Below are 20,268 nucleotides of genomic sequence, written 5' to 3' on the forward strand. Positions count from 1 at the left end.
AGTATTTTTTGGGCCTGTAGAAATATTTCTACAGAAAAATCAGGTTAAAAAATAAAGTCCTATTGTACTATTTTTTTTCAAAAACAAACTAAAAAAAACTAAAACAGCTATTATTTTAAACAAAGTGTTAAAATAGTACCGCAAAGCTGTATTCCTTTAGATGAGTTTGCGAAATATAACAATTATGGTTGTTATTGTTTTAGTATCGATAGAATTAACTTATTTTTGCATTGAAAAAACAAATAATTTACTTGATATTGATATGGGAATGAAAATTAGCTTCGAACAAGCACGCCTGGATCACTTGGCCTGGATGCATAGAATGAGACATTTATTAGATGGTAAGATTGAATTACAAGAAAATGAAATCGTATCACACTTACAGTGTCGTTTAGGAAAATGGTTTGAATCAGAGGGCCGTGATGAATTTGGTCATTTAGATGAAATTCAAAAATTTGACGTTAAACACGTTAAACTTCACAAATTAGCTAAAGAAATCTATATTGAAAACAACCAAGGTAACCGCGCTATAGCAGAGGAATTGTTTATCGATCTTTCAACTACATCACAAGAGATTGTTGCGTTACTTAATGAAGCAGAAACCAAATTAAACATAGGAATTGAAGAGGTTGCTGAGAGAGAGATTCCTGTAAAACTTATAGACGATGCGGCTCCGTGGGATAAAAGCAATGTTTTAGTTGTTAAGATTCAACCTAATAATGAGATTGAATATGTAAATGCATTTTTCACTCAAGTATTTGGTTTTGAAAATAAGGATTTAATCGGCAAAAATTTAAATTCTATTTTACATCCTGATGTGCCGAAATCAATTGAAAAAATAATTTTAGATTTAAATTCAAAAACTGAAAAAACTACTAAAATTTTAAAATTCGTAACTTATAACGGAAAATTTATTTGGGCTATTGCTGACTTTATCCCTACAGTCACTAATGGTGTAACTACTGATTTGACTTTAAAATTATCAGGAGTTAATAATGCCATATTAGCTAAATTTATTATCCCACTATATGAAGAGGTGAAATTGATTGAAGCTAAAAAAGGAGAATCAAGTGGTCTATTATTCTTGAACAATTTCTTAGAAGAGCGCAACCGTACTATGGATGAATATGTTCAGAATCTGATCATGACTGGTAGAGACTCTATTAAAAGTGCTGAGAAAAGAAGTTGGTTTGGTAAATTATTCAACATCAATTTATAAAAAAAGTAAGTTATGCGTTTTTTAGCCCCAAAAATCCTTAACGATAATCGAAAAGCAAAATTGTACTGGTATTCTACTGCAAATTATATAGGTTTGCTTCTGAATATACTAGCTGGCTTTTTATTATTCCCGAAATGTCTTAGTATTTTAGGAGAAATTAAATATATAGAGACTATTGGTTATTTTGTTTTCCCTTTTTTCCTTTTTGGACTAGCTCAGGGGTTAGTAAAATTCACACCTTATTTTGAGAAGTTCCATGTTCCTAAGTTACATGGAACTTCTTTGCTTATTTCTATTGGCATCTTTTTAGTATTTTTTTTAGGGTTATTTTTTATCCATAATATCAATCCTTTTGATAATATAGTTTATTATCGTTTTGGTTTAATCCTTGGATTGGTTTTAGCCTTAATAGATTTAACAAAAAGTGTATCTATCGTATATAATAAAGTGAGTTTTTTAGTTTTATTGGAGAAAATAATTCCAAGATTATTTTTACCCACTTTATTTTATTTGAATTACATAAAGATTGTACCTAATAACGAGTTATTCTTTCTTTATGTTGTTTGCTATGCCGTGTTGACCTTGCTAATGCATTTCTATGTAACCAAAGATAGAAGTACTAACTTTTCATTGAAATACTACTTTTTATTTGAAAAAGTCAGTGTTAAAGAATTTTTTGAATATTGTTTCTTTAGTTTTTTAGGGTCATTTGCTTTATTATTAATTAATAAAATTGATAGTATTATCATACCTAATTACTTGTCGATGAGTGAAAATGGCTTATACGCTATTCTAGCTACTTTAACGTCCATAATATTCATGCATGCAGCAGGTATTAATGCTATTTATGGTGTTGCTATTTCTAAACTTATTGTTCGTAAAAAAATTAAATTATTGAGTAGACTTTATAAGAGTTCAACTTATAGAGCATCCTTTTACGCGTTGGTTTTTATAGGTTTGATTTTGATAACCCTCCCCTATATAAAACAAACATTAGACCCTTTAAATAATTACACTAATCTTACAACTATCATATGGATATTATGTTTAGGAGCTTTTAGTAATGTAGCTACGGGTTTTAACAGTGAAATTATAGCGTATTCAAAATATTTTAAATTCAATCTGTTGATTGTTGCCTTATTACTTGTACTGAATTTAAGTATGGTAATCTATTTCTTAAAATACACTCAATTAGGTTTATTAGGGGTTGCCATAAGTTCTACTACTTCTATAGTTTTATATAATATCTTTAAAACTTATTATGTAAATAAAAAATATGGTATTGTGCCTTTTAGCATAAGTTATTTAAGGATGATTGGTCTGAATGGAATACTATTTGCTATTATTCTAAACATACCTTGCGAGAAACAAACCCCATTAGTTACTGTGATTGAATTGGTTATGTATCTAACTTTAAATTTAGCTTCCTATAGATTTTTTAGGCATAAAAGATTAAAAAGAAAAGAAATAAAATCATAAAAAAGAGGCTGTCATTTTTAGACAGCCTCTTTTGCATTATAGTATCATTGTTAGCTGAATACGTTTCCTAGCTTCATCCACCTCAACGACTTTTACCTGAACATGTTGATGTAATTTTACCACTTCATTCACATCGCTTACATAACCTTCTTTCAATTGGGAAATATGTACCAATCCGCTTTCCTTGATACCTACATCTACAAAACAACCAAAAGCCGTGATGTTATTTACAATCCCTGGCAGAATCATGCCACTACGAACATCGGCAATAGTTTTTACATTCGGGTCAAATTCAAAAACTTTAGCCGCTTTGCGTGGGTCAAGTCCTGGTTTTACTAATTCTTTTAAAATGTCTTTAATTCCTAAAATTCCCACTTCGGGTGTAGTGTAATTTTCAGGTTCTATCTTGTCTATTTTTTCTTTGTTTCCAATTAATTCATTGACTTTCACCCCTAAATCTTTAGCCATTTTTTCGACCATTTTGTACGATTCTGGGTGTACCGCCGAATTATCTAATGGATTTTTTCCGTCTTTTATTCGGATAAAAGCCGCGGCTTGCTGGAACGCTTTGTCTCCTAAACGCGGAACTTTCTTCAGTTGGCTTCGTTCTTCAAAAGCACCATTTTCTGAACGGTAATTGACTATATTTTCGGCCATTTTTTCACCAATTCCAGATACATAACTCAACAAGGATTTACTCGCCGTGTTGATATTAATCCCTACTGAGTTTACGCAACGCACGACCGTAGTGTCTAATTCCTCTTTTAATTTAGTTTGATCCACATCGTGTTGGTACTGCCCTACACCTATCGATTTCGGGTCAATTTTAACCAATTCGGCTAATGGGTCTGATAAACGACGTCCAATAGAAACGGCTCCACGAACGGTAACATCATAGTTAGGAAATTCATCTCTAGCAATTTTAGATGCTGAATAGACCGAAGCACCTGCCTCTGAAACTACAAATACTTGTACTGGCTTGTCGAAAGCTATTTTTTTGATGAAAAATTCAGTTTCACGACTAGCGGTTCCGTTACCTATAGAAATGGCTTCAATATTATAAGCATTGACCATGGATTTTATTTTTTTCATCGCCATAGTCGTGTCGTTTTGCGGGGCATGTGGAAAAATGGTTTCGTTATATAACAAATCCCCTTTTTCGTCCAAACAAACTACTTTACAACCCGTTCTAAATCCAGGGTCGATGGCTAAAATTCGCTTTTCTCCTAATGGTGGCGCCAACAATAACTGACTTAAATTACCCGCAAAAACATCAATAGCTTTGATATCCGCTTTTTCTTTTGCTTCTTGTAAAGTTTCATTAGAAATAGCAGGTTCTAATAATCGCTTGTACGAATCTTTAATAGCTAATTCGATATGTTGCGTAGTATCATTATTCCCTTTAATGATTGTTTCTCCAATATAATTTATAGCTTCTTCTTTTTCAATAGCCACATTTAATTTTACAAAACCTTCTGCTTCTGCACGTAGCATAGCTAACAATCGGTGCGACGGAGCTTTGCTAATGGACTCTGCCCAATCAAAATACTGACTGTATTTTTGAGCATCGGGTTCGTCTTTTTTAGTTTTAACAACTTTGGTGGTAACTTCAGCTTTACGCTGGTACATGCGACGTAAGTTTTTACGTATAAAAATATTTTCGTTAATCCATTCGGCAATAATATCACGAGCACCTTGCAAAGCTTCTTCTTCGTTGGCTACTTTTTCATTAAGATATTTTGTTGCTAAAAAATCAATATCGTCATTGCGTTGCGACATAATGATTTTTGCTAAGGGCTCTAAGCCGTTTTCACGAGCGGTATCAGCTTTGGTCTTCTTACGCTTTTTATAAGGCAAATAAAAATCTTCTATTTCTTGAAGGTCGTAACTAGTTTCTATTTTAGCTTTTAGTTCGGGCGTTAAGGCATTTTGCTCTTCGATAGATTTAAGAATACTTTCTTTGCGCTTTACGATTTCATCAAATTGCTTGTTCAATTTTGCAATTTGTTCGATTACCACCTCGTCTAAATTTCCCGTTTTGTCCTTGCGATAGCGTGCAATGAAAGGAATGGTACAATCTTGAGCTAATAATTCAAGGGTATTTTCAATATTTTTTGGAGCTGTTTGAACTCCTTTTAATATAAAATCAATGTTTGTCATTTTGTAAAAAAATAAGAATGCTAAAATACTATGTTTAACAAAAAAAGTAACATCAAATCTTGAAATATTAACCTTTCATATACCTACAAAGACTAACTCTTGCAAAACTTAAACAACCATTTTATGAGAAAAATTCTAATTGGAGCAATGGTTCTACAATTGGTAATTGATTGTTCTAAAAACAATGAGTACTATTTTAACTTTGAATTTTCCTTTTAAAAAGAGCAATTCTTTGACCTCCTATATCCCAAGGGGACAATCCTCAAGATTATGATCTTGGATAACAAATAATGTTTTTCATAAGACTTTAGAATGTTACAATTTAAACACACATCAATGTATATTATACCCTCCTACAGAAAAATATACATCAAACAACAAGAACTTCATCTGAAATCTTATAATCACTAAAAAACCCTAACAGCATTCAAGCTATTAGGGTTAAAATAATTTTCGAATTAAAATTAAGCGATTGTTTTAACACTTTTTCTATCTCGTAACCAATATTTAATTCGTTTGACCAAGTAGAACATTACGGGTACCATTACTAAAGTCAATACCGTAGCATAGGTCAATCCGAAAATAATAGTCCAGGCAAGTGGTCCCCAGAAAATTACGTTATCCCCTCCCATGTATAGGTGTGGATTAAAATCAGTTACTAAACCAAAGAAGTCAAAGTTTAACCCGATGGCTAATGGAATTAATCCTAGTACCGCCGTTAATGCGGTTAGTAATACGGGACGCAAACGGGATTTACCTGATTCGATGATGACTTCTTTTATTTCTTCTAAAGTTAAGTCGTCGTGACTGGCAACGCCTTTATCAGCTACTTTTTTGTCCATCAATAAAACAAAGAAGTCCATTAATACAATTCCGTTTTTCACTACTACCCCTGCCAAGGATATGATTCCCATCATGGTCATTAAACCTACAAAATCCATTCGGGCTATAGTATAACCATAAAACACGCCACTCAAACTTAGGAATACGGTAAACATAATTACCAATGTTTTTGAGATGGAATTGAATTGTAATACAATAATAGTGGTAATACCAGCAAGAGCTAAAAATAAAGCAAACATCAAGAAGCCCATTTCTTTACTCTGTTGTTCTTGTTCCCCAGAAAAAGAGAAGGTAATATCACCAGCAAGCTTATAATCTTTCAATTCATTTTTGATATTTTCAACAATTTCATTGTCGTTATACCCCGTCAACGTATTAGAATATACGGTCATGACGCGCTTGTAGTTTTTACGCTTCACCTGATTATAGGTAGTGGTTTTTTCTGCATTTGCCACCGCCGAAATAGGCACTTGCATAATCTGTCCATTATTCGGGTTACGATAGGTTAAGGGTTGGTTGAACAATACACTTTCGTTTTTACGTTGGTCTTCCTGTAAACGCATTACGATGTTATAATCATTGTCTCCTTCTTTATACGTTGAAATTTCTTGTCCATACACCGCACGACGTAAGGTAAATCCTGTCATTCCCGTGGAAGCACCTAAACTACCTGCATTAGCTCTATCAATGCGAACCGATAGTTCTGGACTTTCTTTATTGATGTCAACTTTCAATTTTTCGATACCCGGAATATTTTTGGCATTTAAAAAATCAATCATTTTGTCGGCTTCTTTGAGCATTAACTCGTAATCTGTACCTGTCAACTCAACACTAATTGGATAGCCTGCTGGAGGACCTGCCGCATCTTTTTCTACGGTTACTGATGCTCCAGGGATGGCAGCAATTTTTGCACGTACTTCTTCCATTACATCAGCCGTATTGATCCCACGACGGAATTTGAATTCGGCGAAGCTCACCGTTACTTTTCCTTTGTGTGGCGTTTCTGATTGCGAACCCAAATCGACTTGTGGATTAGTGGCACCAACACCTACTTGCGCTACAATAGATTCTGCCAAAAAGTTTTTATCGGTAGAGGAATCGACGTATTTACTCAATACATTGATGATTTGCTTTTCAACAAAATTGGTTGCCTTATTCGTTTTTGAAATGTCAGTTCCCTGCGGATATTCGATATATGCAATTACCTGATTAGGGATGTTTTCAGGGAAGAATAATGATTTCGTTGGGAAAATAATTACTAGTAAAAATGATAAAAACAATAAGCCCACTATGATTCCAAATGCTTTCCAAGCTTTTCTACCCGTTAAAATACGAGCCAATAAAGCTTTGTATTTATCTTCCATACGAGGGAAAAAGCTATGTTGGAAGTCCTGGGTCCATTGGTATAATTTTTTATAATACAACCACATTAATCCTACAGAAATTAATGCTAAATGCCCAATAGCTCGAGCCAATTTAGAGTCACTAACATTTCCTAGAATTACAAACACAATTCCTACTGCTAAGAAGATAATAGTATTTCTTTTTAAAACTTTTGGATTAATATTTCTATCGACAATATCCATAGAACCACCCGTCATAGCTGCATTTACTACCATCGCCACAAATAAGGATGCTCCCAAGGTTACTGATAAGGTCAAAGGGAAATACATCATGAATTTACCCATGGTTCCTGGCCATAAGGCAAAAGGCAAAAACGCCATTAAAGTGGTTGCTGTAGAAGAAATTACAGGCCATGCTATTTCGCCAATCCCTATTTTAGAGGCTTGCATACGCGTCATTCCTTTTTGCATATTAGCAAAAACATTATCCACTACCACAATACCGTCATCCACTAACATTCCTAATCCCATTACCAATCCGAATAATACCATGGTGTTCATGGTTACCCCAATGGCTTGTAATAAGGTAAAAGCAATAAAAATAGACAGCGGAATGGCAGCTCCTACAAATAAGGAGTTTCGTAATCCCATAGTAAACATTAATACAATCATTACTAACACAACCCCAAAAATAATGTGATTAGAAAGTTCGTCTACTTGATGTTCTACACGTGACGATTGGTCGTTGGTTAAGGTAACTTCTAAATTTTTAGGCAATACGGTTTCTTGTGCTTTTTTGACTACTTCTTTTACTTGGTCAATAGCCGAAATCATGTTTTGACCTGAACGTTTTTTTACGTTTAGCATCACTACCTCTTGGTTTTTCTCGCGAGCAAACGTGGTGCGTTCTTTTTCTTTGAAACTAATCGTTGCGATGTCTTTCAAATACACCGAACCTCCAAAAGATTTTACAATGATATTTTCTAAATCTGCTGGCGTAGCAATTTCTCCAATGATTCGGATATTGTTACGAGCACCCTGAGATACCAGGTTTCCACCGGATAAAGTCATGTTTTCGTAACGAACGGCATTAGCGATATCGTCAAAGCTAACTTGTGCCGCATTCATCTTATAAACATCCACCGCAATTTCAACTTCTTTGTCATCTACCCCTAAAATATCTACAGCTTTTACTTCCGAAATATCTTCGATTTCATCTTCTAAATACTCGCCGTATTTTTTCAATTGTTGGGCAGTATAGTTTCCTTTTAAATTGATGTTTAAAATAGGGACTTCTTCCGCGATGTTTATGCTAAATACATTTGGCTCAACCTTACTCCCGTTGTCTAGCGTTGGCCAATCAGTTTCTGCTTTAGACACATCTACTTTGTCTTTGATTAAAATTTTTGCTTGGTCTACAGTTACGTCATCGTCAAATTCGGCAACTATCATACCGTAATCTTGAAACGAACTCGACGTTACTTTATTCACCCCACTGATGTTTTTAATGTTGTCCTCGAGGGGTTTTGTAACCAGCTTTTCAACATCTTCCGCTGAATTTCCAGGGAAAATGGAAGAAATGTAAATTTTGTTTTCGATGATTTCTGGGAAATCCTCACGTGGCATGGTTACATAGGCGTAAATCCCTGTAATCACCACGATAAATGTCAATATATAAACCGTTACGCGGTTATCGACCGCCCAACTTGAAATACCGAATTCTTTTTGATTGTGTGACATTTGTTAAAGTTTATATGTTTAAATGTTTAGTAGTTTATAAGAATCACTTAGTTTGTGATTTGTATAAAGCATCTAACATGGCATTAATTTCATCTAATCGTTCTCTAAATGATACATATTGTTCATTTGTAATGTATTCTAATTGGTAAGCTTCAATCAAGTGATTAATCGTTTCTAATGAAGAACTATATGAATATTCAGTAAATCTAGATTTCTCTTTTAAAGAATGTTTTCCTGAGCCTTCCGCAATGTTTGTACTAATCGACCTACTACTTCTTCTAATTTGGCTTGAAAGTCCAAACATCTCTTCTTTTGGAAATTGCTTGGTAAGCTTCGAAATTGCTACAGTAAATGCGATTGCTTTCTGCCAAACAATTAATTTTTCGAAGGAGTATGTTCTCATATTTTTGCTTTTAAACGACTAATCTTTTAACCATCTAAACTTAAAACGATAACTTCATCCCTTCCGAAACGGTGTTAGCACCTTCCGAAACGATGCGGTCGCCTGTAGTTAAGCCTGATAAAATTTCTGTAAAATTGTTAGCATTTTGTCCAATAGTGATGGTTATTTTTTTAGCTATTCCTGTAGTTCCATTCGCATTAGTTACTACATATACATATTTGTTTCCTTTAGCGTCTTGTTGAATCACGTTAGTAGGTATAGCAATAACCGAGTTGTTTGTATAATCCACAATTTTCAATTTCGCTACTTGATTCGGACGTAATAAGTTTTCAGGGTTAGGAATACTTACCTCTATGCCAAAACTTCTGTTGGCTGGGTTAATGGTTTTAGCCACCTGACGAACTTTACCTCTATAATTTTTTCCAATAGAAGTAATATCGGCTTCAACAATGGAACCTACTTTTACTTTACCCACATACATTTCAGGGACATCAGTGCTCACAAACATTTGGCTTAAATTTACTATACGCATCAAGCCTTGTGGGTTTGCGGCAACCACTTGTCCTCTTTCTACAAAAACTTCATCGATAACCCCACTAAAAGGTGCACGGATGATGGTTTTAGCGATTTGGGCTTTCATTTGGTTGATGGATTTTGACAAACTTACCATTTGAGTTTGTGCTTGTAAATACTGTATTTCTGAACCAATTTTTTGCTCCCACAAACGTTTTTGGCGTTCAAAAGTGGTTTTAGCCAACTCATATTGTGTTTGTATACTGGCTAATTGCTGACTCATACCGGCATCGTCCACACGTCCTAAAATTTGACCTTTTGAAACCGACTGTCCCGCTTTAACATTTAAGGCAACCAAGGCGCCAGGCATTTCAGGTTGGATTAACACATTTTGTTGTGTGTCAACATTTCCTTGTATTTCTACATAATGATTGAACGTGGTGTCTTTAACCACCAAAGTTTCAACTAATGCTTCATCAGTTTTCTTTTCTAGAGAAGCTAGAGCCGCATCAATTTTGGTCAAGTCGGCTTGTAATGCTGCTCTTTTATTTTTTAATTCTGTTAAATTCTTACTTTCAATTAAAGTATCCACAGAAGTGTCGTTTTGTTTACTCCCACAAGAAGCTAAGGTTAATGTGGTCAGTGCTATTAATGCTAATTTTTTCATTTTATATATTTTTATTTTTGAGTTTATTGTTTAAAGCTTATGAGTTTATATGTTTATTTTTTCTCGTTCAATCGAAATTTATAAAAGCCATCCAGCATAATATTTATTTCATCAATCTCCTTTCTTAGGGTGATATAGGTCTCTTCTGAAATAAACTCTAAATCATAAGATAAAATCAACTGATTTAAAAGCTCTAATGAAGAACCGAAAGCAATTTCGATGAATCTTGCTTTATCTTTATTAGTATGTCTTCCAGTGCCTTCTGCAATATTAGATGAAATTGAAAGTGCACATCTTCTCAATTGACTTGTAAAACCAAAAGTCTCTTCCTTAGGAAATTTTTTAGTTATCTTATAAATATTAACTACTAATACTCTCGATTTTTGCCAAACATTTAATTTTTCAAATGAGTATGTTTTCATGTACTACTTACTTTTAAACATATAAACAAATTCCCTTATAAATTATTTAGTCATTATTTTCTCAAGTGCAGCTCTCTTAGTTATTACTTCCACCATAGATTGCAAATAACTTTGTTGAGCAGTATATAGCTGTCGTTGCGCTTCGGTGAATTCAAAACTGGTTGATAGTCCTTCTTTAAACTTTATTTGTTGTTTTTTCTCGATACGTTCAGATAGTTGCAAGGTGTTTTTTGCATTTCCGTATTGAGCCACGCTGTATTCGAAATCACTTTTTGCCTTTTGGTATTGTAGTTTTAATTTTTGTTCCGTTTCTACGAGTCTCGTTTTGGCTTGTTCAAAAGCAATTTTAGCTTGTTGCGTTTTGGACGCTCTACCAAAAGAACTAAAAAGGGGAATATTTAATCCTACTCCTAAATTAGAATAGTTATACCATTTTTGGTCGCCATTGAACATAGTAAAACGACTATCAAAAGTATTGGCCCCAAGATTTACTTGTGCACCTAAAGTCGGTAACGCTTTACTTTTTTCTAATTTTAACAGCAAACGGTTTGATTCTACTACATTGTTACTGATTTGATAATCGATGGTGTTTTTTACATCAAACGTATCAGACAACAAGGCTAAATCAATCTGATTCATTGCAAGTGTATCTAACTTATCTGTTAACACAATAGTGTTATCGACTTCTATACCCATTAAGAGTTTCAGCATATTGGTAGCAATGACTTTCATTCGTTTGGCATAGTCTAAACCACTATTGATTTCTGCCAAAGTAATTTGCAAACGCTCTACCGATTCTTCTTCAATAAAACCGTTTTTATGAATTTGTTTGGTATCGTTTAACGTTTTTTCTAAAATGACTTTATTGCGTTCAATAATCGTGATGCTTTCTTCTGCCAATAACACATCTCCATAAGCTTTGGTGGTGATTTCACGAATTTCTTGCTCGGTTTTTACCTTGGCATTTTGAGAGATTTTAAGATAAGTTTTAGCCGATTCTAAACCTACCAAGTAGGAGCCATTAAAAATCAATTGGTTTAAAGTCACCTTTGCATCCATCGAATTATATTGACCAAATTGTAAAGTCATCTGTTGACCACCAATTTCTATCAGGTTGGTTGCTATTTTAAAATTGTTTTGATAGCCCACATTTGCATCAATTTGTGGCAAACCCATGGTCGTGGTTTCCCATTTTTTGTGACGTGCGGCTTCTAAATCACTTGAAGCATTGACGGCAGTATAATTGTTTTTAACAGCATAATTTATGGCATCGGGGAGGCTAAAGGAATCCTTTTTTTCCTGTGCTACCCCTTGTCCCATTAAAATTACGGAAAGGACGAGTTGATAAAAATTCTTCATTTAATTATTGTATTTCAGTAGTTGTTTCTCTAATTCTTCAATCCCTTTTGGGGTGGCTAGCGCTCGTGTATGATATTCCAGTGCCTCTTTTTCTAGCTGTAAGGTTTCACTTTCTAGCAATGTGTTTTCATTAATACTAAAAATTAAGGTGTAATAAAACTGTATGTAAGCTTCAATATTCACTTCAGGTCTGTATAAACCTTCTTGAATACCTTTACGAATGTTTTGCCCAAACATTTCGTTGCAGTCCTCAATTTCACTTTCCATTAATTTGGCATATATTTCAGGATAATGTCTTTTTAATTGATATACGGGCGAATTGTCATAGGATTGAAACATCTCCTTGAAAAGACGACGGATTTCAAAATTTTCCTCAATGGCATTAAAGTTTTTTGCAACGATTTCATCAATGACTTCGTGAATTTTTTGATGAATAATATGTGTCGATTCTTCAACGAGTTTTTCTTTATTGCTAAAAAATTTATAAATCGTTTTTTTAGAAATGCACATTTCACAAGCGATATCGTCCATAGTCACACTTTTAAAACCTATTTTTAAAAACATTTCGGTCGCCTTCGTTATGATTTTATCTTTCATATTCAAATACTTATAAAGTAAAAAGTGATACAAATATATATTGGAAACTTTTAACACCAAAAAAGTTTCCAAGGTATTTACAAAATTTTAACATTTAATTAATTTTTGCGCATCTACCACTTTTGAAGTACTTTAGCGGAAAAATTATCAAAATGCAATCTATCGCCTGCTATCAAGAAATTATTGCCCAACATTTCAATAGTATTTCCATCGACAAACAACCTTTCAATTTATACGAACCTATCCGTTATATTTTATCTTTAGGAGGGAAGCGAATGCGACCTGTTTTAACTTTAATGGGAGCTGAAATTTTTAATTGCGATGCTTCTAAAGCACTTTCAGCGGCTACGGCGGTTGAGGTTTTTCATAATTTCTCATTGGTACATGACGATATAATGGACAATGCGCCTTTGCGAAGAGGAAACGAAACGGTGCATGAAAAATGGAATATAAATACAGGAATTCTTTCGGGCGATGCGATGCTGATTTTAGCGTACCAATATTTTGAAGTCTATGAACCTCATATTTTTAGAGATTTAGCCAAATTATTTAGTAAAACGGCTTTGGAAGTTTGTGAAGGGCAACAATATGACGTAGACTTTGAAACCCGCACAGATGTAACTATCCCTGAATATTTGAAAATGATTGAATATAAAACAGCGGTTTTAGTGGGTGCTGCTTTAAAAATGGGAGCCATAGTTGCAGAAACAACTCCTGAAAATGCTAATTTGATTTATGACTTTGGGTTAAATTTAGGTATCGCTTTCCAGTTGCAAGATGATTATTTAGATGCTTTTGGTGACCCATTAACCTTTGGTAAGCAAGTGGGAGGTGATATTATTGAAAACAAAAAAACGTATTTGTATCTAAAAGCATTAGAATTTGCAACCCCTGAAGTTGGCAAGCAGTTACAACATTTATTCTCGATTCAGCCTACTGAAAATACGGATAAAATTGCATTAGTAAAATCAATTTTTAATGAAACAGGGGCAAGCACAGCTACACAAGAAGCTATTAAATCCTATACGCTGAAAGCTTTTGGAGTATTAGACCAAATGCAAATTGAAACCGACAAGAAAAAAGTTTTACAAAAATTTGGGGAAACTTTGATGAGTCGAAATGTATAACAATATATTTCAGTAATAAGAAATAATAGGGTTCTAGGTTTATTAAAAATCTTGAGCCTTTTTTAATTGAAAAATGGCAACACAAGTAATTCTTTGTATTTTACTCTTATTGATTTTAATTCTTGTTTTTAAGAATAAAATTGACTTTTTTTGAAGAACTACGCAATAAAAAAGAAGAAGAATTTAAGCAAAATACAGGTTTGAATCTTTGGGAATTAACAGATATAGAGGCGCATATAGCTTCGAACACAATCGAGACATTTGTTTATTCTAGAGATAAGGCTTATTTTGATGATTCTAATCTTTATATCATTGCTGACAGCACTGTATTAGCTAGTTATGAATTAAACAGTATAAAGGAATTAACAAGAACTAGTTACATTTCAAATGATAAACGGATTTGGAAATTAGTAATTGACGACACGTATAAAAAACAAGAATTCAAATTAATTCCATTTAAAAATCTGACCACAGTGAATTTTAGTTTATTTTTGGATAAGGTTGCAGAAAATGAGGATTCACTTGTTAACTCTGAGTTTATATTTTAGAAAAAAATGTCATATATAGTTCCACAAAACACCGATTTACTACTTTCAGAAGCTCAAAAGGAAGCGCTGTATCAACAATTAGTGATACAGTTAGAAAAAGATTTCCTTCTAGCTAATGAATCCTTGTCACTTCCTGAACAGCTAAGTCCTATTGCATTAAAGTTGGCATTACATGAAAAGATATATAAGTTGATACAACACAAATTTGCCGAATATTTAAATCTCCTTTATATCATAGATGTCTCGGAGGCGGAAATAAAAAAGCTCGACGGTTCTGATTTGGTTGAACTCGCCGAGCAGGTTTCTTTTTTAATCTTAAAAAGAGAATGGCAAAAAGTATGGTTTAGGAATCGTTATTAATACCCTAATTCCTTCTTACTTAAGATTTTCTTCCAAAGTTCCTTACCATCTTTATCAAAAAGTGCTAACTGTAATTGTCTATTTTCTTTATCTCCAGTAAAAGAAAGTATTCCAAAATTATGTTGTACAAACAAGCTCCCTTCTACTCTATGCTTATTTTCCTCATCTTTCGCTGAATTAGAAGCTCCAGATGTTAATGGAGAAACGGTCCAATCATATAGCGGATATTTACTACCTCTTTTTAACATTGATAATTCAGAAAAATGTCGATCACCACTCAAAAACAACACTCCTTTAATGTCATTTTTCTCAATTTCATTCAATAAATAGTCTCTTTCCTGAGCGTACATAGCGAAATTTTCAAACCTTTCAGCAGAATTCAACACTTGACCACCAATAGCAATAATTTTGAAAGTTTCTTTAGAACTACTTAATGCATCTATCAACCATTCCAATTGTTCTTTTCCTAAAATAGTTCGATCACCTGTTTTTCTATCATTAGGCGATTTGAAAAACCGATCATCCAATAAAAAAAACTGTGCATCTCCCCAACTAAAAGTAGAATACACCCCTTGCGTTTGAGCCACATCACGACCGTAAGTTTTATTAGCCCAAAAGTCTTTAAAAGCTTGCTGTGTTATATTTTTTAGATAAAAACTTCTGTCGGCATCATTGGGACCATAATCATGATCATCCCAAAGGGCAAAATTTTGCGTTTTGGCCAGTAAAGGCTGTATTTCCTTAACCGCTCTGCTATGAGTATAACGCTGGTAAACACCAGTTTTACTATCAAAATCAACTTCTCTTAAATATACATTATCGCCTCCCCACAACATAATGTTTGGATTCTTTGCATTGATGCTTGTAAAAATCTCGTATTCGCTTCCATACGGTTTACCAGGACGATCTACTTCAGGCTGATTAATATAAGTACAACTACCAAATGCTACACTAAAGTCAGGGGCATTTTCACGCCATTGCCACAATTTTTTAGATTCGAAACTCGTTTCATAAGGCAATTTCACAGGCTTACCATCCAAGTAAATAGTATAACTATACTTATTCCCTTGCTGAAGCTGTTCTAATTTTACATGACATGTAAAAGCATTATCCTTTGCAGTAGTATAAGTATCAGAATACCATTTTTTTTCAGGGTGCTGCGCAATATAATATTCAATTTTTACTTGTGCGGCATTCTGCGTTTGCAACCAAATAACCGCTTCTTTCATTTCGCAATAGCCTACCATAGGTCCCGCTTGCAAATTTGATTTTTGTGAAAATCCAATAAAAGAAATTCCCAAACACAACAATAAGTATCTTCTCATCTGTTTTTAGCTGTAAAATTAGTAGGATTTTATTTATGAAACATTTATTACCTATTAATTATTTACCTGCTAATGCATTTGATTGTAATTTTACTCTTAAATCTGGGGCACTTTTAAAGTCAGTACTATAAAACAACGCTACAGGATCTAGTGCTAAAATTTTAATATTGTTAGATTCTTTCAAATACAAATCATTTACTTGATCAAAATTTTCTAATTTATCAGTAACAAAATTTTTGTCGCAAGCATTCAAAATATTATTTCTAAAAATTAGATTTCCAAATTTATATTTAGAGAAATCAATTTTATCTGAAAAAACGCATCCTTTTTCAAAACCTGAGAAAACAGAATTCGAAATTTCTGCCATACTTTGCGTATCAATATAAGTTACAGCGTCTAAATACCCCTTTTCTTTCTCGCTTAAACGGATTGCAGTTGAAAAGTTAATTTTCACTTTAGTCACAGGTTTTGATAAATCAGAGTTTTTAAAATCTTCATAATTAGTAATCTCAAACACTTTAGGAGCGCCTTGAGCGGAAACAAAAGGGCAACGTATACTCAAGCTATTTTCTAAACTAGCTTGCACCCCTTCGGTAAAATTAAAGTCATTACACGCACTTTTAATTGCAATCAACTTATTAGCTACTATGTTTCCTCCGCAAAATTTATACGCATCACCTTTACTATTACTAACTTGTACATTTTCTATCTTTGTGGCATTGCCTACCCCAGCTAAGGTTAAGGCGCTTAACGCTTCATTATTTTTAGTTTTACTACCCGCAAACTCTATACGTACATACTTTAACACACCTGAACAACTTGAAATAGTACTTCCTCCATATGCATTATATTTAGGATTCAAATCCTGATTTAAAGTCCCAGTAAATTTATTTGAAGGGGCCTCGCCCATAATGACAATACCTGCCCAATCGCCTGGTTTTCGTTCGTTTTCTTTTTTACTTGAGGTGAACACGATAGGATCATTTTCTTCTCCATTAGCTATCAATTTTGCTCCTTTAGTAATGATCAAAGCCGCATTAGAATCAAAATCACCGCGAATAATGGTTCCTGCTTCGATTTCTAAAATTGCCTTATTAACCACATAAACCTTCCCTGTAAGTAAATAAGTCTGATTTCTTTTAAGCGTTCGGTTTTCAGTGATCTCACCTGCAAGAATAATGGTGGGAGATTTGTATTCTGTAGCTTTCGATTTGAAATTTGTCCAATTAGCAACCCAGTTGTAGTCGCCATATATTCCGCTCTCTGATTGGGAAAAATTTAACCCATAGAGCATGATAAAAAACAGTATAAAAACTCGTTTCATAGCAATTAGGTTTGTGTTAATAAGTTTTTGAAAAAATCTATATAAAGTTAATCAAATATTTAACATGCGCAATTACGGGAAAACCTCATTTTTTGTTAAATTAAAACATAAACAGTTATAACTTATTTATATTTTTTTAGATTTGTCAATCATGTCCCCAGATTATGTTAAAAAAAATTAAAGAATATTTAAGCAATTTTAAAGGATTTAGCCGAGAAATATGGATACTAACTTTAGTTACCTATATTAACCGAGCTGGCGCTATGGTTATGCCTTTTTTAAGCAATTATCTGCACAAAGGTTTTTACTTCGACTTGAAGGAGGTAGGCTGGATGATGAGCGCCATTGGTCTAGGATCATTGATAGGGAATTGGATTGGAGGAAAATTAACTGATAAAATAGGTTTTTACACGGTTATTCTCACCAGTTTATTACTGGTTGGTTTTGGTTTTATATCACTTATGTTCTTATATGATTTTGTTGAAATCAGCGTAGGATTATTTGTGATCACCGCAATAGCTGACATGTATAAACCAGCTGTTTTTGTAGCAGTAGGTTGTTTTAGCAATCAACAAACACGTACACGAGCATTAACACTAATTAGACTGGCTACAAATTTAGGTATGGTTTCAGGCCCTGTATTAGGAGGCATCCTAATAGCTAACAACTCATACGATCCTTTGTTTTGGATAGATGGCGTGAGTTGTATCTTGGCTGTAATTCTATTTTTATTTTTAATAGATGAAAGTAAAGTAGACATATACACCACTCGCATCCAAACATTAAAAGAAAACATCCCGCACAGACAACCATTTTTTAAAGATGTAAATTTTCTAATATTTTTGTTAGGCACATTTATAACAGCGCTACTATTTTTTCAGCTTTTCACAACCCTACCATTATTTAACGCTTCAAGATTTAATCTCAATGAAATGCAAATAGGCATCTTACTTTCTTTAAATGGGTTGCTGATTTTTTTTCTAGAAATGCCAATAATTGGTTATTTAGAAAAAATAAAATTCCAAAACACTAAAATTTTTCAAATAGGTGCAATATTTATGGCATTAGGTTTCTTTCTTCTACTAATGGCAAATTGGATTATTGTGCTTATTTTAAGCATTATTTGTATCACTTTAGGACAAATATTTATTTTTTCATTCGGAAATACTTTTGCCTACTCTAGAGCACAAGCTGGTTTTGAAGGACGCTATATGGCCATATATTCCATGAGTTTCAGCATTGCACAAGTACTAAGTTCTAAACTAAGTTTTAGTATTATACAAAACTATAGTTTCAACTACAACTGGATTTTCATGGGAATTGCTGGCGTAATTGGCATAGGCCTATATTTCAAACTCGATCAAAATCTAAACAAACCCTTAATACCTACAAACTAAATGTCGTCTCAAATAAACAACAAAAGCTTTAAGATTATTATTACCATACTTTCCATATTATTACTCTCAAGCTTATTTTACATCTATAAAATGTCTGATCATTCCAGAGGCATCATTATTGGTTTACGAAGTGAAAAGGTAGCTTTGGAGTATGATTTAAACAAAACAAAACTCGCACTAGATAGCGCCATCGCTCAAAAAGGACATTTGAACAATGAGCTAATAGCCGAGCGCACTAAAATAGAGCAACTCCTTAAACAGTTGAAATCTGGAACCATTGACGACAAGAATATAAATCAAATTAAATTGAATTCGAAAAATTTAGAATTACGAATTGCCTATTTGATGCATGAAATTGATTCGTACAAAAAGCAAATAGATAGTACTAAAACCGAATTAGCAGCTTCTAAAGCTGAATTACACACAGCCAAACAAGTTAAAGACACCCTTGAAAACAGAAATTTTAAATTAAACCAAAAATTACAAGATAACGGAGAAAAGTTAGCTAAAGCTTCCAAAATATCTTACTACAACTTAGAAGGAAATTCTTTCAAAAGGAAAAACTCAGGCGAACTGATATTTGAAAATAGAGCAAATAAAACGAACCTGCTTAAAACAAGTTTTATAATAGGGGAAAACGAATTAGCCACACCACAAAACAAAGTTCTATACATTCAAGTATTTGCGCCTGACGGCTCTATAATAGGTAGCAATGAAACCACAACCACAGGCGAACGTATAGCTGATTATAGCGCAATAGCCTACATAAAATACGATGGGAAAAGTCAAAAAATTGAAAAAGAAATACCTGTCCAAAAAATGAAAACAGGTACTTATCAAGTAAAACTTATTGATGGGGAAAAAGTTATTTTAGAAAGTACATTCAAATTAGAATAAAACCCTAACAAAAGGCATCCATGCATTAGCATAAATTTGATTATTGTTATTCAAAACATTATACCTTGCTCCCACTGTAAAATTATTAACGCGGTAGCCCGCTCCTAAAAAAAGAGCTGTATTCCAAAAATTGTTTTCATTTTTACCTAAATAAGTGTCATAGCTAATATTAGCACGTAATTGATCAACTTCAGCCGAGAGTTGTAACGTTTCTATTGGGTTGTATAAAACTGCTCCAGAAACCCCGTACAGTAAAGAATTGTAAGTATTACTTTTTATGTAAGTTGTGTTTATACCAGCACCTACTGCTACTTCTTCGGTCAAACTATAATAAAGTGTAGGTGAAATAGCAATGTTAGTAAAATTATTCCCGACATTGACCCCTATACCTCCTCCTATTTTCACTTTATCCCAAAAATCAGTATCTAAACTAGAAACTTCTTGGGCATTCAAACAAGGATTTACCAAACAAAGGGCTGAAAAAATTATCATTTTAATAGTTAGTCGCATTTTTTTCATACTTATTTTAAAGAATTAAAAATTAA

General features: G+C 33.4%; 17 protein-coding genes. 7 read left to right on the top strand and 10 right to left on the bottom strand.

What is annotated here, in order from left to right; translation table 11 throughout:
• Positions 1 to 184: 184 nt before the first annotated feature.
• Positions 185 to 1,219: a CZB domain-containing protein gene (locus ACQY29_RS03445; protein WP_428223852.1), complete on the top strand. Its 1,035-nt coding sequence runs from the start codon at positions 185 to 187 to the stop codon at positions 1,217 to 1,219.
• A gap of 12 nt (positions 1,220 to 1,231) precedes the next feature.
• Entirely contained in the window at positions 1,232 to 2,698 is a 1,467-nt protein-coding gene (locus tag ACQY29_RS03450; protein WP_428223853.1) for a lipopolysaccharide biosynthesis protein, read from the top strand.
• A 36-nt stretch (positions 2,699 to 2,734) separates the two neighbouring features.
• Here ACQY29_RS03450 and ACQY29_RS03455 read toward each other — a convergent pair whose 3' ends face one another.
• The 7 genes from ACQY29_RS03455 to ACQY29_RS03485 form a co-directional block, all read right to left on the bottom strand.
• The gene (locus ACQY29_RS03455) at positions 2,735 to 4,858 is read right to left on the bottom strand and encodes a Tex family protein (protein ID WP_428223854.1); all 2,124 of its coding nucleotides are present in this window, start codon (positions 4,856 to 4,858) and stop codon (positions 2,735 to 2,737) included.
• Between the two features lie 464 nt (positions 4,859 to 5,322).
• Positions 5,323 to 8,784: an efflux RND transporter permease subunit gene (locus tag ACQY29_RS03460; RefSeq protein ID WP_428223855.1), complete on the bottom strand. Its 3,462-nt coding sequence runs from the start codon at positions 8,782 to 8,784 to the stop codon at positions 5,323 to 5,325.
• A gap of 43 nt (positions 8,785 to 8,827) precedes the next feature.
• Positions 8,828 to 9,187, bottom strand: a complete 360-nt coding sequence (locus ACQY29_RS03465; RefSeq protein ID WP_428223856.1) for a four helix bundle protein — start codon at positions 9,185 to 9,187, stop codon at positions 8,828 to 8,830.
• Between the two features lie 40 nt (positions 9,188 to 9,227).
• A complete protein-coding gene (locus ACQY29_RS03470) occupies positions 9,228 to 10,367 on the bottom strand; it encodes an efflux RND transporter periplasmic adaptor subunit (protein WP_428223857.1) in 1,140 nt (379 codons plus the stop codon).
• 53 nt (positions 10,368 to 10,420) lie between these two features.
• Positions 10,421 to 10,789 (bottom strand): four helix bundle protein, encoded by a 369-nt coding sequence (locus ACQY29_RS03475; protein ID WP_428223858.1) that lies wholly within the window; start codon positions 10,787 to 10,789, stop codon positions 10,421 to 10,423.
• 42 nt (positions 10,790 to 10,831) lie between these two features.
• Positions 10,832 to 12,148, bottom strand: coding sequence for a TolC family protein (locus ACQY29_RS03480; RefSeq protein WP_428223859.1), 1,317 nt, complete (start codon positions 12,146 to 12,148; stop codon positions 10,832 to 10,834).
• The gene (locus ACQY29_RS03485; protein WP_428223860.1) at positions 12,149 to 12,745 is read right to left on the bottom strand and encodes a TetR/AcrR family transcriptional regulator; all 597 of its coding nucleotides are present in this window, start codon (positions 12,743 to 12,745) and stop codon (positions 12,149 to 12,151) included.
• A gap of 152 nt (positions 12,746 to 12,897) precedes the next feature.
• Between ACQY29_RS03485 and ACQY29_RS03490 the strand changes: the two genes are divergently transcribed.
• The 3 genes from ACQY29_RS03490 (at position 12,898) to ACQY29_RS03500 (ending at position 14,780) form a co-directional block, all read left to right on the top strand.
• The gene (locus tag ACQY29_RS03490) at positions 12,898 to 13,872 is read left to right on the top strand and encodes a polyprenyl synthetase family protein (protein ID WP_428223861.1); all 975 of its coding nucleotides are present in this window, start codon (positions 12,898 to 12,900) and stop codon (positions 13,870 to 13,872) included.
• A gap of 140 nt (positions 13,873 to 14,012) precedes the next feature.
• Complete coding sequence (locus ACQY29_RS03495; protein WP_428223862.1) at positions 14,013 to 14,420, top strand: hypothetical protein; 408 nt, start codon at positions 14,013 to 14,015, stop codon at positions 14,418 to 14,420.
• A gap of 6 nt (positions 14,421 to 14,426) precedes the next feature.
• Entirely contained in the window at positions 14,427 to 14,780 is a 354-nt protein-coding gene (locus tag ACQY29_RS03500; RefSeq protein ID WP_428223863.1) for a hypothetical protein, read from the top strand.
• Here the strand turns inward: ACQY29_RS03500 and ACQY29_RS03505 are convergent.
• Both ACQY29_RS03505 and ACQY29_RS03510 read right to left on the bottom strand, forming a co-directional pair.
• Positions 14,777 to 16,105 carry an alkaline phosphatase D family protein gene (locus ACQY29_RS03505; protein WP_428223864.1) on the bottom strand — a complete coding sequence of 443 codons (1,329 nt, stop codon included), beginning with the start codon at positions 16,103 to 16,105 and terminating at the stop codon, positions 14,777 to 14,779. The genes ACQY29_RS03500 and ACQY29_RS03505 overlap by 4 nt on opposite strands.
• A 58-nt stretch (positions 16,106 to 16,163) precedes the next feature.
• Entirely contained in the window at positions 16,164 to 17,429 is a 1,266-nt protein-coding gene (locus tag ACQY29_RS03510; protein WP_428223865.1) for a hypothetical protein, read from the bottom strand.
• 164 nt (positions 17,430 to 17,593) lie between these two features.
• On the opposite strand from ACQY29_RS03510, the gene ACQY29_RS03515 reads away from it, so the two are divergent.
• Together ACQY29_RS03515 and ACQY29_RS03520 are read left to right on the top strand one after the other, a co-directional pair.
• On the top strand, positions 17,594 to 18,826 hold the full coding sequence (locus ACQY29_RS03515) for an MDR family MFS transporter (RefSeq protein WP_428223866.1): 1,233 nt from the start codon (positions 17,594 to 17,596) through the stop codon (positions 18,824 to 18,826).
• A 90-nt stretch (positions 18,827 to 18,916) separates the two neighbouring features.
• A complete protein-coding gene (locus tag ACQY29_RS03520) occupies positions 18,917 to 19,723 on the top strand; it encodes a hypothetical protein (RefSeq protein ID WP_428223867.1) in 807 nt (268 codons plus the stop codon).
• On the opposite strand, the gene ACQY29_RS03525 is transcribed toward ACQY29_RS03520, so the two are convergent.
• Complete coding sequence (locus ACQY29_RS03525; protein WP_428223868.1) at positions 19,715 to 20,242, bottom strand: hypothetical protein; 528 nt, start codon at positions 20,240 to 20,242, stop codon at positions 19,715 to 19,717. The two genes, ACQY29_RS03520 and ACQY29_RS03525, sit on opposite strands and share 9 nt — an antisense overlap.
• Between the last annotated feature and the right edge of the window lie 26 nt (positions 20,243 to 20,268).

It is taken from the genome of Flavobacterium sp. (genome assembly GCF_965262375.1).
Classification (GTDB): Bacteria; Bacteroidota; Bacteroidia; order Flavobacteriales; family Flavobacteriaceae; genus Flavobacterium.

What these genes read in the sequence shown, in the direction of transcription:
- ACQY29_RS03480 (WP_428223859.1), bottom strand. Translation starts at nt 12,148, where the DNA reads ATGAAGAATTTTTATCAACTCGTCCTTTCCGTAATTTTAATGGGACAA.
- ACQY29_RS03470 (WP_428223857.1), bottom strand. Translation starts at nt 10,367, where the DNA reads ATGAAAAAATTAGCATTAATAGCACTGACCACATTAACCTTAGCTTCT.
- ACQY29_RS03505 (WP_428223864.1), bottom strand. Translation starts at nt 16,105, where the DNA reads ATGAGAAGATACTTATTGTTGTGTTTGGGAATTTCTTTTATTGGATTT.
- ACQY29_RS03465 (WP_428223856.1), bottom strand. Translation starts at nt 9,187, where the DNA reads ATGAGAACATACTCCTTCGAAAAATTAATTGTTTGGCAGAAAGCAATC.
- ACQY29_RS03475 (WP_428223858.1), bottom strand. Translation starts at nt 10,789, where the DNA reads ATGAAAACATACTCATTTGAAAAATTAAATGTTTGGCAAAAATCGAGA.
- ACQY29_RS03525 (WP_428223868.1), bottom strand. Translation starts at nt 20,242, where the DNA reads ATGAAAAAAATGCGACTAACTATTAAAATGATAATTTTTTCAGCCCTT.
- ACQY29_RS03460 (WP_428223855.1), bottom strand. Translation starts at nt 8,784, where the DNA reads ATGTCACACAATCAAAAAGAATTCGGTATTTCAAGTTGGGCGGTCGAT.
- ACQY29_RS03490 (WP_428223861.1), top strand. Translation starts at nt 12,898, where the DNA reads ATGCAATCTATCGCCTGCTATCAAGAAATTATTGCCCAACATTTCAAT.
- ACQY29_RS03485 (WP_428223860.1), bottom strand. Translation starts at nt 12,745, where the DNA reads ATGAAAGATAAAATCATAACGAAGGCGACCGAAATGTTTTTAAAAATA.
- ACQY29_RS03515 (WP_428223866.1), top strand. Translation starts at nt 17,594, where the DNA reads ATGTTAAAAAAAATTAAAGAATATTTAAGCAATTTTAAAGGATTTAGC.
- ACQY29_RS03455 (WP_428223854.1), bottom strand. Translation starts at nt 4,858, where the DNA reads ATGACAAACATTGATTTTATATTAAAAGGAGTTCAAACAGCTCCAAAA.
- ACQY29_RS03450 (WP_428223853.1), top strand. Translation starts at nt 1,232, where the DNA reads ATGCGTTTTTTAGCCCCAAAAATCCTTAACGATAATCGAAAAGCAAAA.
- ACQY29_RS03510 (WP_428223865.1), bottom strand. Translation starts at nt 17,429, where the DNA reads ATGAAACGAGTTTTTATACTGTTTTTTATCATGCTCTATGGGTTAAAT.
- ACQY29_RS03500 (WP_428223863.1), top strand. Translation starts at nt 14,427, where the DNA reads ATGTCATATATAGTTCCACAAAACACCGATTTACTACTTTCAGAAGCT.
- ACQY29_RS03520 (WP_428223867.1), top strand. Translation starts at nt 18,917, where the DNA reads ATGTCTGATCATTCCAGAGGCATCATTATTGGTTTACGAAGTGAAAAG.
- ACQY29_RS03445 (WP_428223852.1), top strand. Translation starts at nt 185, where the DNA reads ATGGTTGTTATTGTTTTAGTATCGATAGAATTAACTTATTTTTGCATT.